The organism is Asticcacaulis aquihabitans (genome assembly GCF_032490435.1).
In the GTDB taxonomy this organism is placed as follows: Bacteria; Pseudomonadota; Alphaproteobacteria; order Caulobacterales; family Caulobacteraceae; genus Asticcacaulis.
This window is the reverse complement of the sequence record NZ_JAVGWM010000002.1, coordinates 521,686-537,175: the sequence shown is the minus strand read 5'-3', so window position 1 is coordinate 537,175 and position 15,490 is coordinate 521,686. Positions and strand designations below refer to the sequence as shown.

At 59.5% G+C, this 15,490-nt stretch carries 9 protein-coding genes; 3 read left to right on the top strand and 6 right to left on the bottom strand.

The window, feature by feature from the left end; all coding sequences use genetic code 11:
* Nucleotides 1-5 precede the first annotated feature (5 nt).
* The 6 genes from RCJ00_RS09100 to RCJ00_RS09075 all read right to left on the bottom strand — a co-directional run bounded on the left by RCJ00_RS09100 (nucleotide 6) and on the right by RCJ00_RS09075 (nucleotide 11,423).
* Nucleotides 6-2,468: a glycoside hydrolase family 95 protein gene (locus tag RCJ00_RS09100; protein WP_316221496.1), complete on the bottom strand. Its 2,463-nt coding sequence runs from the start codon at nucleotides 2,466-2,468 to the stop codon at nucleotides 6-8.
* Nucleotides 2,465-4,405 (bottom strand): sialate O-acetylesterase, encoded by a 1,941-nt coding sequence (locus RCJ00_RS09095; RefSeq protein ID WP_316221495.1) that lies wholly within the window; start codon nucleotides 4,403-4,405, stop codon nucleotides 2,465-2,467. Before RCJ00_RS09095 ends, RCJ00_RS09100 begins: the two co-directional genes overlap by 4 nt.
* Nucleotides 4,406-4,452: 47 nt before the next feature.
* Nucleotides 4,453-7,137, bottom strand: a complete 2,685-nt coding sequence (locus RCJ00_RS09090) for a glycoside hydrolase family 3 C-terminal domain-containing protein (protein WP_316221494.1) — start codon at nucleotides 7,135-7,137, stop codon at nucleotides 4,453-4,455.
* A 105-nt stretch (nucleotides 7,138-7,242) separates the two neighbouring features.
* Entirely contained in the window at nucleotides 7,243-8,274 is a 1,032-nt protein-coding gene (locus tag RCJ00_RS09085) for an alpha/beta hydrolase (RefSeq protein WP_316221493.1), read from the bottom strand.
* 8 nt (nucleotides 8,275-8,282) lie between these two features.
* Nucleotides 8,283-10,322 (bottom strand): alpha-L-arabinofuranosidase family protein, encoded by a 2,040-nt coding sequence (locus RCJ00_RS09080; RefSeq protein WP_316221492.1) that lies wholly within the window; start codon nucleotides 10,320-10,322, stop codon nucleotides 8,283-8,285.
* Nucleotides 10,323-10,553: 231 nt separating this feature from the next.
* Complete coding sequence (locus RCJ00_RS09075; RefSeq protein ID WP_316221491.1) at nucleotides 10,554-11,423, bottom strand: aldo/keto reductase family oxidoreductase; 870 nt, start codon at nucleotides 11,421-11,423, stop codon at nucleotides 10,554-10,556.
* A gap of 94 nt (nucleotides 11,424-11,517) precedes the next feature.
* On the opposite strand from RCJ00_RS09075, the gene RCJ00_RS09070 reads away from it, so the two are divergent.
* The 3 genes from RCJ00_RS09070 (at nucleotide 11,518) to RCJ00_RS09060 (ending at nucleotide 15,234) form a co-directional block, all read left to right on the top strand.
* A complete protein-coding gene (locus tag RCJ00_RS09070; protein WP_316221490.1) occupies nucleotides 11,518-12,429 on the top strand; it encodes a LysR family transcriptional regulator in 912 nt (303 codons plus the stop codon).
* Nucleotides 12,430-12,830: 401 nt separating this feature from the next.
* Nucleotides 12,831-13,529: a TorF family putative porin gene (locus tag RCJ00_RS09065; RefSeq protein ID WP_316221489.1), complete on the top strand. Its 699-nt coding sequence runs from the start codon at nucleotides 12,831-12,833 to the stop codon at nucleotides 13,527-13,529.
* A 31-nt stretch (nucleotides 13,530-13,560) separates the two neighbouring features.
* Nucleotides 13,561-15,234: a methyl-accepting chemotaxis protein gene (locus RCJ00_RS09060; RefSeq protein WP_316221488.1), complete on the top strand. Its 1,674-nt coding sequence runs from the start codon at nucleotides 13,561-13,563 to the stop codon at nucleotides 15,232-15,234.
* Nucleotides 15,235-15,490 lie beyond the last annotated feature (256 nt).

Here is a 15,490-nt window from a genome sequence, read left to right as displayed (position 1 = left end):
GACCTTTAAACCTTAAACACGGCCGTTCCGTCCGGCCCCAGGGTGAGGGTCCTTTCTGTGCCGCGATAGATGACCCGTACAGCTTGCCCGGCACGTCCCTTGAGCTGGCAGGCGGTCAATACACCCGCCCGCCAGGCCAGATCGACCGTCAACGCCCCGCGCGCCCGAAGACCGCGCACTTCACCGGACGTCCAGGCGGATGGCAGGGCCGGAAGCAACCGGATCTCCCCACCCCAGGATTGCAGCAACATCTCCATTATGCCGGCCGCGCCGCCAAAATTGCCGTCAATCTGGAAGGGCGGATGGGCGTCGAACAGATTGGGATAGGTGCGTTGCGGTCCCACCAGGTCTTTCAGGACGCGATAGGCGTGGTCGCCCTCCCCCATTCTGGCCCATAGGCACAGACGCCAGGCTGTCCCCCATCCGGTGGCCATGTCGCCGCGAACAGCCAGGCTTGTCTGCGCCGCGTGTATCAGGTTCGGCGTATCGCGAACATTTATCTGATCGCTCGGATAGACGGCATAAAGGTGCGAGACGTGGCGATGTTGCTGTTCAGGCGCCGCCCCATCCCAATCTTCGAGCCATTCCTGGAGTTGGCCGCCCTGTCCGATCCGATCCGGCGCCAGACGGTCATGCCGCTGTTTTAGCTGAGCGAGGAAGCCCGCCTCGTCTCGCACCAGTTGCCCGCAGGCAAGCGTGTGCGCGAACAGGTCGCGAATAATTTGCCGGTCCATGGCGGGCCCGGCGCAAACGGATGAGCCGAAGGGGTGCTGGTTTTCCGGCGATACGGAGGGCGATGTGATAAGGCCGCGCCCTTTTGGGTCTTCGATCAGCGTATCCATGCAAAACAGGGCCGCGCCCTTCATCAGCGGATAGAGCCGGGCCGGCAAGGCGTCGTCACGGCTATAGTCATAATGATCCCACAAGCTGTTGCACAGCCAGGCACCGCCACAGGGCCAAAGGCCCCACATCGGCCCGTCGATCGGCGCGGTGGCCCGCCAGATATCAGTATTGTGATGCGCCACCCAGCCCCTGGCCCCATACATCGTCTTGGCCGTCCTCGCTCCCGTTACGGCTAGCTCCTCGACGAGCCGGATCAGCGGTCCGACACACACACCGAGCCCGGCCGGATCGGCGGGCCAGTAATTCATCTCGGTATTGACGTTTATGGTGTATTTGCTGCCCCACGGCGGGGTCGTGGACTCATTCCATATGCCTTGCAGGTTCGCGGCCTGGGTCCCCGGCCGCGATGAGGAAATCATCAGATAGCGCGCATACTGAAAATAAAGGGCCTGGAGGCCCGGATCATCGGTTGTCGCCGCCGCCTGAACCCAGTGGTCGGTCGGCGCCAAATCGGCCGCTTCCGGTCCCAGATCAAGCGAGACCGATTGGAACAGCGGCTGATAGTCCGCCAGATGGGCCTGCTTCAGGGCGCTGTAGGATTTTCGCCCCGCCGCCTCCGTCTGCTGGCGCACCCGCGCGACGGGATCGCCACTGACATCGGCATAGGTGACGAAACTGGTCGCTGCTGCGATCAACAGGGTGACCGTTTTTGCACCACGCACCTTCAGGCGTCCCTCTTCAACCGTCACCTGGCCATCCGAAAGGACTTTTACGCGCATGGCAAAGGTCATGGAGGCCGGCGTGCTTTCGCCCGCCTCATTACGTCCGGTGCACAGTAGGGCGCCGGCGCCGTCCGCGACTGTAGCCGCGCCGGCTGGCAACGGGTCGATGGCTTCCGTCATCAACCAGTCCGTGGTCACGGGCGGTGTCAGTTTTTCGTCGTGGCCACCATAGACCGCACCAGGCACCTTAACTGCCCGCGGTCCGTGCCAGCTCAAATCGAAGCCGATCAGACACTCACGCGCGTCGAGACGCAGGACGATCACCTGGTCCGGCGCCGACACAAAGGCTTCGCGCACGGTGTCATGCCCGTTCCCTGAGGACAGCCGCGTCGTGGATATCGCGGTGGCCAGATCAAGCTGGCGTTCATAGTGCTTAGGCTTTGACGCGCCGTCGAAGGTCAGCAGCAGATCGCCGAGCGTGCCATAGGCCGCCTGATGCAGAGGCTGTCCCATCATCTTGCGGCTGGCCAGATCCGTAGCGGCCGCATACTTGCCGTTGGCGATCAGTTGCCGAACTTCAGGCAAGGCGCCATAGGCCTGCGGATTGTCCGCCGAATAGGGCGCGCCGGACCACAGCGTGTCTTCATTAATCTGGATACGCTCCTGCGCTACCCGACCAAAGACCATGGCCCCGAGACGGCCATTGCCCAAGGGCAAGGCCTCCTCCCAGAAACGCGCCGGCTGCCGGTACCACAGGACATTCTTGCGCGTCTTTTCGACCGTCGTCTTGGCCAGGCCCGAGGTTGACGCCAGCGCCAATGCGGTCGATGCGGCCAAAACGCTGCGACGAGACGGATGTCCTGGCCGCCTGTCCATATCCGCGCCGGCGTTGTCTCGGCTCATTTGCTCACCGGCAACTCAAATGTCGTGACCGGCAATTGCGCCTCGTCGAACAGGTTGACGACCGGGAAATCGCTCCAGGCGTACCGGATCCGGCTTACCGGATTGCCGTCTCCTTTGAGGTGAACCGTCGCTCCCTCGGCAGTAGCCGATGCGTAACGGCAGGAACCGGGGCCCTCGCCGCACAGTTCGAAGCCGATCGCCACCGCGCTGCTGCGCGTATGGAGGGCTCCCGTTACATCCGTGAAGTGCAGGACGACATCACCACCGTCAAGACGGGCCGAAGCGATCCGGGGGCCCGAAGGCGGCAAGGTCGCGCCATAGGCCAGCGCTCGCATGGCCCGCGCCATCCGCCGCCCGACCTCGTGCTTTTCGCCGGGGTGAATATCGAACGGATCGCCGAGGTCGACCGTGGAGACCCAGGCGGCGTGGCCATCGGCTTCTGCCATCCTGCGCTCGGCGTCACGCACATTGGCCCAACCGCTTTCCGACGGCTTTGTCGCCGGAGTGCCATAGGCGGAGAGCTGGATAATAACGAAGGGCAGGTCCGTTTGGCCAAATTGACGTCGCCAGTCCGTAGCCATCGCCTTGAGACGCCCCTCATACCCCGGAAAGTCCGTATCCGATTCGCCTTGATACCAGGCAACGCCTTTCAGGCCATAGGCACCTAATGGTGCGATCATGCCGTTATAGGCAGTGCCGGCGCCCCCCATGTCTTCCCAGGGCGTATGCGGCGGATTACGCGGTGTTTTCAGCGCAATGGAATACTGCCACTTGTCCGCCAGGGGCTGGGACTGACCATCCGCCATTTGCAGCGTCATGGCCTCGGCCGGTCCCCGCATGCCGCCATCGGCATAGGTGTTGTTGATATTGACGATGATGACGTTCTTGCCAGCCTTGAGCACCCCCTTTGGCACAACAAAGGCTTTCAAGGGGCCCGACTGATCGGCCTCACCCAATGACGTGCCATTTATCCACGCCATGCCCAGATCATCCAGGCCGCCCATGTTCAGAACGGCGGCCTGACCGGCGGCGGTTGCGGGGATGTCAATTTCCCTGCGGAACCAGACCATGCCGACATAGCTGGCCAGGGCAGGATCGCCCCATTTCTGCCAAACAGTGATCGCCGGCACGGGCTTCCATTGCCGTTCCGTCTTTGGCTGCCACGGTTCTTTACCGGGTGTGTCCCCCGTATTCTGCCGCCACCACGTCTCCCACTGGCCATTTGCGGCCAGCTCAGCCGCCGAACGGTCGCGGCCATACAGCTTAAGCAAATCGGAACGCGCGCCCAGGCCCACGGTCGCCAGAGCGCGTTCGCCCATCCACGGACTGATTTGCGTGCCGCCCCAACTGCTGGTGATGGCGCCGATCGGTACGTTTTCACTCTGCCGCAACGTCTTGACCATGTAATAACAGTTGGCCGAGAAGTCGGCGACCGTCTGCGGCCCGGCAACCTGCCAGGCCGTGGGATGGGTAAAGGTATCGCGCGGCGTATAGGCCACGGCTTTTTCGACAGTCATCAAGCGCAGATCGGGATCGGCCGACGAAAAGGACTGACCAAAGGCGTCCTGCGCGCCCTTGACCGGCATTTCCATGTTGGACTGACCCGAACACAGAAAAACATCCCCTATCTGGACATCTTTGGCGATTGCCTGTCCAGACGGCGCGTCAACAGAAAGCGCTATCGGGCCTGGCGTATCAACGGGTGAGAAGTCCGCAACAAAACGCCCATCGGAATCGGCGACGGCAGTGGCAAGCTTTGCCCCCAAGCGAACGGAAACCGTCTCGCCGGGCAAACTTGTGCCGCGGATTGCCACAGGCCGTCCGCGCTGTATGACGGCGTGATCGCCATATAGCGCGTCAAACTGAGGGGCCGCCAAGGCTATGGCGGGAAGGCCGAACACGCCCGCTACCAGCCCCAAAACTGCTGTCTTCATCATGGCATTTTCCTGATGTCTTTGTATTTGCACGGTATGGGTGGCCAAGCCTACTCTGGAATGGAACGGGCGCTGGCGATGACAAGATCCCCAGCCTGGTAGGCTATACCCGCTTCGGGCTGGCCGGAACCGACGGACACCTGATATCGTCCCGGCATAACGGAGCGATGGCCGTCACGATCAACAAAACTCAGATCGCGAGGCGACAGGGTGAAGGTTAGCGTGCGGCTTTCGCCGGCCTTCAGGGACAGGCGCTGGAATCCGCGCAGAGCCAGCCGCGGCACCCCCTCAAACGCTGGCGGCGTCAGATAGAGCTGCGCCACTTCATTTCCGGTACGTGGCCCGACATTTTTTACCTTCACGGTGACCGTCACACCATCCTCGGCCTTGCCGCCGACCGGCTGAATTTGAAGCGTCTCGTAGGCAAATTGCGTGTAGCTGAGCCCATATCCAAAGCCATAGACCGGCTTGCCATTGAAATAGCGATAGGTCCGGCCTTTCATTGAATAGTCGTCGAACGGCGGCAGATCGCTGACGCTGCTGTAGAAGGTCAGCGGCAAGCGGCCGCCCGGATCCGCGGCCCCGGCCAGGACGTCGCCGACGGCCCGCCCACCTGCCTGGCCCGGATACCAGGCTTCGACGATGGCCGAGGCATTTTCTTTCGCCCACGACAGATCGAGCGGGCTGCCGTTCATCAACACGACGACCAAGCGTTTGCCAGACGCCTTGACCTGCTCAAGCATTTTGCGCTGGTCCGCCGGGATGTCGAGCGAGGTCTTGTCGCCACCCTCAAACCCTTCGATCTTGACCGGCATCTCCTCCCCTTCCAGATCGGAGGTCAGGCCGACGACGGCGACCACGACATCGGCGTTTTTGATGCCCTCTCCCAGGTCTGCCTCCGGTTTGGCGGATATGCGCTTCCAGACCAGGCCAGACGGCGCACTGACCCCCGCCTGGGTTTGCAAATGCAGTGGGTAGCGTTTGCCCTTTTGCAGCGTCACGGTCGTCAGCTTCAACGGTTCGGCCCAGCGCGAATAGGTCTTGGCCTCCAGTCGCACCCCATCGTCGAGCTCAATGTCGCCCTTTACGCCGGTCAGGCCAAGACGGTAGGTGCCCGTTTCGGGGGCTACGAAATATCCGGTCCAGACAACCTTGTTCTGCTCGGACAGCCCGGGGACTTCGCTGGCGCGCGAAGCCAGATTGCTATCCGTGCGCGTGGCCAGCGGCCGGGCTTCAAACTGCGGCTCCGAAGTGGCCTCCGATCCAGCCGCGCGAGGTGCCGCATTGTAATATTCGGCCTTCAGACCCGGCTTCCCCGCGGGCGTCAAAAAGACGGTATTTGGCACCGGGTCGCCATCCGTCATTGAAGCGCCGAACGGCACAAGGGTGATGGCGGCTTTCGGCATCGCGGCGCGAAGGCCGGCTTCCACGGATATGGGCGGTGCGCTTTGCGACGACGAATAGTTACCGCGCAGAACACGCGTGGCATCAGCCAGCGGTCCGACGAGGGCAATCTTAACATCGGGCCTGAGCGGCAACACGCCATCATTCTTCAAGAGGACCAGACTTTCGATCGCGGCCTTGAGCGCAAGCGCCTGATGCTCTGGCGTGCCTATGGCCGACACCGGCGTAGCGGACAAGGACCGGCCCGCCAATCCCGCCAGATCGCCATTGCGATAGCGGGCCGAAAACAGACGCACCAGAGCGGTATCGATATCCGCCATGCTGATGAGACCGCGCGCATAGGCCTCCTTGTAACGTTCGCCCAAACCCGGCGTGTCTGAAAGCGTGGCGCCATTACATTCATTGTCCACCCCCGTCTTAAGGGCGACAGCCACAGCCGCGGCCGGATCGGCGGCATATTTGTGGTGATTGGCAATGTCGACCACGGCATCGCAGTCCGAAACGACATATCCCTTAAAGCCCCAGGCTGTCCTGAGGCGATCCTTCATGAGAAAATCGTTGCCGCACGCCGGCTGGCCGTCGATGCGATTATAGGCGCACATGATCGAGCCCGCATGGCCATCGACGATCGCTGCACGGAAGGCGGGCAGATAGGTGTCTTCCATATCGTGCGGTGACACAAAAACATTGGCGACGTGACGGGTCGATTCCGGGCCGCTGTGAACAGCAAAATGTTTGGGCGTGGCGATGACATCCGGCATCTCAGGATCGGAGCCCTGCATACCCTGCACAAAGGACACCCCCATTTGCGCCGTCAGATACGGATCTTCCCCATAGGTTTCCTGGCCGCGCCCCCAACGCGGGTCTCTGAAGATATTGATGTTAGGCGACCAGGTGTCGAGACCCGTGCCGATATGGCCAAGTTGTCCGGTTTTGCGACCCAGGGTATGAAGACCGCGAACCTCGACGCTGATGACCGAGGCAACGTCCTTGATCAGCGGGCTGTCAAATGTCGCCGCCAACCCGATAGGTTCGGGAAAATTGGTTGTCGGGACAGCGCCTATGGCGCCATGCAAGGATTCCGTCCACCAGTTGTAGGCGGGAATATTGAGCCTGGGAATAGCGGGCGCCACATTCAACAGCTGCGCCACCTTTTCGTCCAGGGTCAACTGCGCCACCAGCGCCGTCGCCTTCTCGGTCGCCTCTTGGCGTATGGAGGACTCCAAGGGTGCCGCCTGTGTTTGCGCACAGGTGGCGGTGGAGGTAGCGCTAATGGCCAGGCAGCCCGCCAATACCAATCCGGATGCGCATGAGCGTAATATGTTAGACATTTCGTTTCCCTTTTCCCTGTATTTTCTGTTCTGAAGCCTCACCTGCGTCACGCGCAAAAGCGTCCGATCCGCGGGTCAGCCGTCACCAACGATTCTGGCCCGACTTTACTTCCTTGCAGGCTGGGTGAAGGACAGCGTCTTGCTGAAGAAGGGCAGGACGTGGTTCTGGAAGCGATCCGCTACACCACTGACATGGTCGCCCGAGTAGATTTCAAAGCTATTGGCCACGCCGCTATTTTGCATGAGGGTGTGCATTTGCTCCGCGTCGACCTTCAGGCCGTCGCGATCGCCGACATCGATGGCAATGGCCGTGTAGCGGCGCAAATTGAAAATATACTGGTCAACCATCGACAATGGGGCATTGGCCGCCCAGCGGTTCAGTACGGACGGCTGTGGCACCCCGCCCTTGGTCGGCAAGTCGAGATAGAAGGGGGGGTTCTTTGGGTTCGGTGCCCACGCCGCCGAAACAGCCAGGGTGCCACGCGTAAAAAATCCCAGCTTTTGGCTCTCTTCGGGTGATTTCAATGCCTCAAGCTGGGCGGCATCCTCAGGCGATGGCGCACTGCGGGCCGACAAGCAGCACGGGCTCATCGCATAGAGCGCGCCAAAGACATCGGGATATTTCATGCCGAGACGCAGCGTACCGTAACCGCCCATAGAATGCCCGGCGAGGCCACGACTGGCCCGATCCGCAATCGTGCGATAGTGGGAGTCGATATAGCTGACGAGGTCGTGTGTGATAAAACCTTCCCAGTCGCCTATGGTGACTGAGCTGGAATACATGGACCCGTTGTGCAGGGTTTGCGAATTGGGCAAAACAATGATCATGCCCTGGGTTCCACTCGCATAGGCGCCCGCGATCGTCTCCTGCGCCTTTATTTCCTTGCTCCAGATATCGTTATTGATGGAATATCCATGGAGCGCATACACAACGGGATATCGTTTTTTGGGGTTGGTCGCATAGTCCGGCGGCAGATAAACGATGACGGTTCGGTCCGGCGACTCGCCTTCCAGATTGCCCTCCAATGATACACTGTGCACCGTGATACGTTCGACGCCGACAGACGGCGCGGCGTGAAGCGGGCTAGCCAGCAAGGCCAGGCAAACGACTACGGCAACGATATTTACGGGTTTCATGACGATCCTCATTGGCCTGTGATGTCTAATTCATATACGACTGCGGCGGTGGGCGGCACGGACAGCCCGCGACCGGCCATGGCAATGTCGCCGGTCTGGATGGTTACACCAGGCTCTTTCCCAACGACATTGGCCGCTTCGAGATTAGGGCCGCTCAGGCTGTACATCTTGCCACTCGCGGCGATCTTGATGCCCTTTACGTCCAGGACGAGCGGCCGTGTTGCCGTGGTCGCATTGACGACGCCTACGATCAGCTTTTTGCGGTCGGGGCTCAGACCGGCGACGACATCCAAGGGCCAGGTCGAACTGCCGGCGACGACCTGGGGATGGTCGAGACCGACGGGATATTTAGGTGCCGGCCAAGGTGTATCGCCGTCGACGCCCAGCGGTATGACCCCTTCGCCGAAATGCTGGCCATAAAACTGGAATACCTTGCCGGTCGAATTGAGGGTGGCATTGGTCGGTGTAATGTCCATGGTGCTGCTGCCCATGGTAAAGGCCGACATGCGAATGGCGTCTGTGTGACGCAGCATTTCCTGCAACACCATGGCATAGGCCAAAGACGTCTTGAGGTTGGGCGCCGCCGGGAAATAGGCATATTCGTCAATCGACAGGAACATGTCCTTCTTGTCGATCACCGGATATTTGGAGCGGTAAATCTTCCACTCCTCAGCCTTCATCAGTACATTGTTGGACGGCTGGCGGGCAAATTCCAGGAGTTCGTCCTCAGGCGGTGCGTTCGGACGTTTTTCCGCTGTATCATACCAGTGCTCGGTTATACCGTCGAAATAGCCCGACGCATTGGCGATCAGCCCGCCCGTCCAATCCAGTTCGGTGCCGAATTTCGGGAGAATGCTCTGTAGGTTGGCATTCTCCTTATCGACCCCGAGCCACTTGCGCTGGTCCGGCATGGCCCCCGAAGCCAGAAGCGTAATCGATGGATCCGCGCGCTTCATCCGCTGCGCAAAATCGATGTGCTTGAGCGTATAGTATTCCAGCGACGTCTTGCCGATTTGCCAGTCCCCGTAGGGCTCGTTGCCGATATTCCAGTATTTGATACCGTATGGCGCCGCGTGCCCATTCTTCGCGCGCTTGCCCCCCCAATAGCTTGTCGCCGGCCCATTGAGATATTCAACCTCCTCGGCGGCCGAATTGGCATCGCCCAGCCCGGCATTGACCGTCACATAGGGCTCCGTGCCGATAAGGGCGCACAGCGTCATATATTCGTCCATGCCGATGTCGTTTGTCTGCATGGCGCTCCAGGAATGATCATACATTGGCCGCCGTTGATCGCGCGGCCCAAGGGCATCATGCCAGTCCCAGTTGGACAGATAATTGCCGCCCGGCAGGCGCCACATTCCTGACTTCAGTGTGCGTAATTCCCGCACGGCATCGGCCCGCCACCCCTCCATATTGTCGGCGGGCATCAAAGAAACGGCGCCGATCCGAAAGCTGCCTTGGCCGGTACCCGCAATTTCAAGCCGTGCGGTGTCAGAAGACGCACCGGCGATAAACGTGACTGGCACTGTTTTCCATGCGCTGCCACTGACTGGCAGACGCAGCGTCTGACGGTCGGCAGGCCCTTCGCCCCAGACCAAGGAGACAGATATTTTTGCCCCAGCAGGAACGGCGACCACAACGCGGCCGGAATAGGCTTTCCCGGCAACAAGGCTCAAACCTGACTGGAAGATGCCATGCGGACTGTCGCCAACCAGCGCGACTTTCGCACTCTGATCGCCGACAAAGGGCGCCGTCTTGTCCATGGTGACGGACTCAGCCGGACCAAGCGGACGCCAATGGCGATCGGGGCCGGTGAACGAAGGCCGCTTAGGCGGCGCGTCCTGCCCTTCGGCAAGGATTGGGAAATAGAACTTCCGGTCATCCAGCATTTCAGCCCACAGGCTGCGATCGATCGCGCGGCCGATAGGCTCGATAAACATGCCATATTCGTAGCGGCTGATGGGTCTTGATGCCTTTGAGGCATCTATGCCGGCGCGAACAGGAAATATCTGGGCGACCGCTGAGCCCTCAGCGAAAGCAGGTGGCACGACGCTCGTTAAAGCGGCCGCAAAAATAAAGGTAGCGCTAACATTCCGCAATGGATTCCGCATATGGTTCTTCCCTGTGTAACGACCGGTATAGTCCGGTTCTACCCTAGGAACACGCAACCTAGGCTTTTTGTCTGACTTAATGTAGATAAACCTGTGCCGCCACCTTTTGCAAGTCTGTAAATAGGCCGCATCCGCAAAGCGCAAAATGCGCGCATATTCAGACCGCTCTTAGCCCGCGCCGATCTCGTTCAATTGCTCAATTGCATCGGCAGGCAAAGCCAGGGCGGCGGCGGCGAGGTTCTCGTGCAGGTGACCCACCGACGATGTACCGGGGATAAGGAGAATATTTGGCGACCGCTGCAACAGCCAGGCCAGTGCGACCTGCATGGGTGTGGCGCCCAGGCGCGCAGCCACGTCGGAGAGGGCGGTCGATTGGAGCGGTGTAAACCCGCCGAGCGGAAAAAATGGCACATATGCAATTCCGGCGTCGGCGAGTTCGTCGATCAGGGCGTCGTCTTGGCGATGCGCCAGATTGTACTGATTTTGAACGCAGACTATCTCAGTAGTGGCCTGGGCTTCGGCAATTTGCGACGGCGTGACGTTACTCAGGCCGATATGACGGATCAGACCCTTTTGCTGAAGATCGGCCAATACGGCCACTTGAGCGGAAATCGAGCCTTCGGCCGGCCCATGCACATCGAACATGCAGCGCAGGTTGACGACATCAAGCGACTCTAAACCCAGGTTGCGCAAATTGTCATGGACAGCACTTATCAGGTCATCACCTGAAAACGCCGGGTTCCACGAACCGTCACTGCCGCGCCGGGCGCCGATCTTGGTAACAATGGTCAGGTCGTCTGGGTAGGGCTGGAGAGCGTCACGGATAAGCTGATTTGTTACGTGCGGCCCATAGAAATCACTTGTGTCGATATGATTCACGCCCGCAGCAATGGCCGCACGCAAGACGGCCAGGGCACTCGAACGGTCCTTCGGCGGCCCGAATACACCTGGGCCTGCCAGTTGCATTGCGCCGTAGCCAATCCTGTTAACGGCACGTTGGCCAAGCCTGAAAATTCCAGCGGTGCTGATATCGGTCATAAGTGATGCTCCTTGCATTGGATGGAAGCATAGACCTAAGCTCGATATGTGATAATGGGGTACAATCGGCACAGCCTGTGCGGAAAGGCGAACAATGAACGATCTGGGCGACCTTACGGCTTTCGTCGCCGTGGCGCGGGCTAAGGGCTTTCGCGAGGCGGCCAGGGCGACCGCGAGGGGGGCGTCGAGCCTGAGCGAGGCGGTACGCCGTTTAGAAGCCAATCTGGGTGTGCGTCTATTTAACCGGACGACCCGCGCTGTCGTGCCCACGGAAGCCGGGGTACGCCTTCTTGACCGCCTGGGTCCGGCTTTGGCAGAGGTCGATGCCGCCCTGGACGTCGCCAACGGGTTTCGCGATCGTCCGGCAGGGACGCTGCGTCTGAATGTACCCGTGAGCGCGGTACGACTGATATTGCCCGGCATAGTCCCAGCCTTTCTGGCCGCCTATCCCGACATACAACTCGATATCATTGCCCAGACCGGCTTTGTGGACATAGTCGCAAGTGGCTATGATGCCGGAATCCGTTATGAAGAACGGCTTGAGCAAGACATGATAGCCATTCCCATCGGTCCACGTGATCAGCGATTTGCGACCGCAGCGTCACCCGCTTATCTTGATAAGTACGGACGCCCCAACCACCCGCGCGATCTGTTAGCACATGCCTGCCTTCTGCATCGATTTGGCGGTGGCGAGGTGTCGACCTGGGAATTCGAGCAAGACGGCGAGGTCATCAGCGTGAATCCGACCGGCCCGCTGATTGTGCGTTCTGGCGCTACAGTTGACCTTGCTGTGGATGTCGCCATTGCAGGCCTCGGCCTTATTCGACTATTCGAGGACTGGCTCAGGCCGCATCTGGACGCAGGCACGCTGGAGCCGGTGCTCGAACCCTGGTGGCAACGGTTTTCAGGGCCGTTCCTATACTACCCCAGCCGCCGCTATCTGCCCGCACCGCTGCGCGCCTTCATCGATTTCGTTAGGTCACACCCGCAATGCCCAACGGGATGACTCGGCCCCATACCGTCTATACCGTCTTCTTGGTGAATTGGACGTCGCGGATTTCCGATGAAGGCAGATTTGGTTTGTCGACGCGCAAGCCGCAGGTCTCTATGGAGCAAAGGGCCGACGCAACGAAAAAGCGAACAAAAACCAGGATCGCCAAAGGCGAGTGTGATCACAACAAGAGCCAATATTTGGCAAAAAAGACACCACAGACGTCTTTTTAAACGACTGATCACATAATTTCGCCCAATAGACACCTTTTCCGCCAATAATTGGCGAAAGCGCCCCATGGCCAGCCATAAACGGTTAATCCTCAGCTAACCTTGTTTTCCTAATCATGTTCTCAGTTGTCACGGGGTTTGATTCGTGGCGGCAGAGTATTGTGGCGTTTGAGTAAGGGGCGGGCCATGTCAAAGCACATTCGGCTACTAGCGGGCATTTCATCTCTCATTTTCCTGGCCGGCGCACACGGCGTGCTGGCGCAAACGCCTGATTGGCAAATGTCTGGGACATTTGCCGTTGCCAGCGAAGGCGTTAGCAAGGATGTTACCGAAACGGACGGGCGCGGACAACTGAAGGCCGCTCTTGAAGCCGACCGCGGGCCAATTTTTATCAGTGCACAATGGCGTAATCTGCACGAAGGCGGCGGCATCGATGGACAGCAGGAATATGTGCTAGGGCTGAAGGGTCAGTCCGGGGGCTTCGATCTGGCCTTCAGCGGCGGCTATAAAATTAAAAACAATGCACCATCGGGTTTCGACGCGCATTTCGTTGAGTGGCAAGCCGATGTGTCGCGCACCTTCGCCACCGGAACAACTTTGCGCATAACGGATGTCTATACGTCCGATGCGCCAGGCGCGACGAAAGGCGACAACTGGATAGATGCCGGGTTATCGCAGCAGATCAGCGCGCGCTGGTCCTTGTCGGGGTCTGTCGGTACGCGTCACCGGACGCCGAAGGACGACTACAGCGCCGTCAATCTCGGTGCAACCTATGCCCTTCTGCCCAAAACGAAAATCGATCTGAGATATTACGACACGGATCGGCATGACGCCGGGGACGCCTTCAAATCACGCCTCGTTCTGCAACTGATGCAAAATTTCTAATCCAACCTACTGTCCGTTCCCTGGAGTTCCTATGCTAAAAACCCAAAAAATCGGCGCTAAAATGATGGTGATGTTGGCGGCCATTGCGCTGAACACCTTAGCCTCCGGCCTCGTCATATTTTACATGGAATCGGCGGTTGATAAAAACAGCCGATGGAATGATCACAGCTATCAGGTGTTGCAAAATGCCGATGCCTTGCTGATGTCGATGGTCAATCAGGAAACCGGTATGCGTGGCTTCCTGATAACCGGGAATGACGCCAATCTTGACCCGTATAAGAACGGTAAGACAAGCTTCGACACCCAGTTCGCCACATTGAAGGACCTCACCAAGGACAATCCGGCGCAGCAGCAGCGGCTCGACAATATGAACGAGATCGCGACGTCATGGCACAATGACGTCACCGAGCCGGCTATTACCCTCGGTCGGAACCCGGCGACCCAAGCGCAGGGACAGGACTATGAAAAAACCGGCAAGGGTAAGAGTTACATGGATGGCTTTCGGGCCAAGATGGCGGAATTCCGGGAGGCAGAATCCAGCCTGTTGACAGTACGGTCCAAGGCCCTGGCGTCTTCTCTGTCCGGTATTGTCCTGACGATTATTCTGAGCAGTTTGGTGAGCCTTGGCGTGATTGTCGCAATCCTGTTCGCCGTATCGAAGATGATTGTTAGCCCGATCACCAGCTTGACCGGTGCAATGGAAAAGGTGGCGCGAGGCGAGGACAATGTGAAGGTGCCGGGCGCTGAACGTGGCGACGAGATTGGCGCTATGTCACGCGCCTTCGAAGACAACGCCAGGCGGGTCGCTGCCATGGCGGAGGCCCAAAAGGCGCTTGAAGCATCAGCCGCTGAACAGCGTAAGATCGCAACGCTCAAGCTCGCGGACGATTTTGAAAAGTCGGTAGGCGGTATTGTCACCCTGGTCTCATCCGCCGCGACCGAGATGCAAGCTGCCGCGTCACAGCTCAGCGCCACCGCCCAGGAAGCTTCGGCTCAATCGGTGGCCGTCTCAAGCGCAGCCGAAGAGGCTGGGGCCAATGTGACCTCCGTCGCGTCGTCGGCCGAAGAACTTGGCGCCTCGGTAGCTGAAATCGGCCGCCAAGTCGAAACCTCGTCGGCCATTTCTTCTGACGCAGTGCGCGAAGCCAATGAGGCTGTGCGGATTGTTGCGGAGCTGAATGAGGTCGCTTCCTCCATTGGTGGGGTCGTTGACCTGATCGCCGGGCTGGCGGGCCAGACCAACCTTCTGGCGCTCAACGCAACCATCGAGTCCGCGCGGGCGGGTGAGGCCGGCAAAGGCTTTGCGGTCGTTGCCTCCGAAGTAAAGGCCCTGGCCGGCCAGACGGCGAAGGCTACGACCGAAATTTCAAGCAAGATTTCGCAAATACAGGAGGCCACATCAAGGGCAGCCGGCGCTATTCAGAGCATCACCGGGACGATCGAGAATATCAACCAGGTCTCTACAACCATCGCCTCAGCCGTCGAGCAGCAATCTGCGGCCACACAAGAAATCGTTCAGGCCGTCAATCAGGCCTCGATTGGCACCCAGGAGGTCACCTCCAATATTACCGGCGTGGCGCTGGCCGCAGAGCAGACCGGTGAGGCAGCCTCGCAAGTCCTCAGTTCATCAGCCGAATTGGCGACACAGGCGGAACGCCTAAATCTTGAAATGGATAAGTTCCTGACGACCGTTCGCGCGGCCTAGCCAGAAAAGTCACAGCCCGCCGAATTGTCACGGCGGGCTGTTAAATCCGCATCCACCGCCACCGACAAGCCATTGATACTGAAACCAAGTCTCACCCCACGATGCCTCCCTCTCTTTTTTGTTGTGCCGAATGGCGAAGACAGCCGGGACCCTTCCGCGCCTTGCAAAGGATAGACAGATGGCGAGTATCGAAGCTTTGGCCATGAAAAAGGATCAGGCTCAACACCTCAACAATCTGCCAATGGCTTTACGTCCT

Excerpts from the sequence above, each read along its gene's own strand:
- RCJ00_RS09065 (WP_316221489.1), top strand. The coding sequence starts at position 12,831 with ATGTCAAAGCACATTCGGCTACTAGCGGGCATTTCATCTCTCATTTTC.
- RCJ00_RS09060 (WP_316221488.1), top strand. The coding sequence starts at position 13,561 with ATGCTAAAAACCCAAAAAATCGGCGCTAAAATGATGGTGATGTTGGCG.
- RCJ00_RS09100 (WP_316221496.1), bottom strand. The coding sequence starts at position 2,468 with ATGAGCCGAGACAACGCCGGCGCGGATATGGACAGGCGGCCAGGACAT.
- RCJ00_RS09070 (WP_316221490.1), top strand. The coding sequence starts at position 11,518 with ATGAACGATCTGGGCGACCTTACGGCTTTCGTCGCCGTGGCGCGGGCT.
- RCJ00_RS09090 (WP_316221494.1), bottom strand. The coding sequence starts at position 7,137 with ATGTCTAACATATTACGCTCATGCGCATCCGGATTGGTATTGGCGGGC.
- RCJ00_RS09075 (WP_316221491.1), bottom strand. The coding sequence starts at position 11,423 with ATGACCGATATCAGCACCGCTGGAATTTTCAGGCTTGGCCAACGTGCC.
- RCJ00_RS09085 (WP_316221493.1), bottom strand. The coding sequence starts at position 8,274 with ATGAAACCCGTAAATATCGTTGCCGTAGTCGTTTGCCTGGCCTTGCTG.
- RCJ00_RS09095 (WP_316221495.1), bottom strand. The coding sequence starts at position 4,405 with ATGATGAAGACAGCAGTTTTGGGGCTGGTAGCGGGCGTGTTCGGCCTT.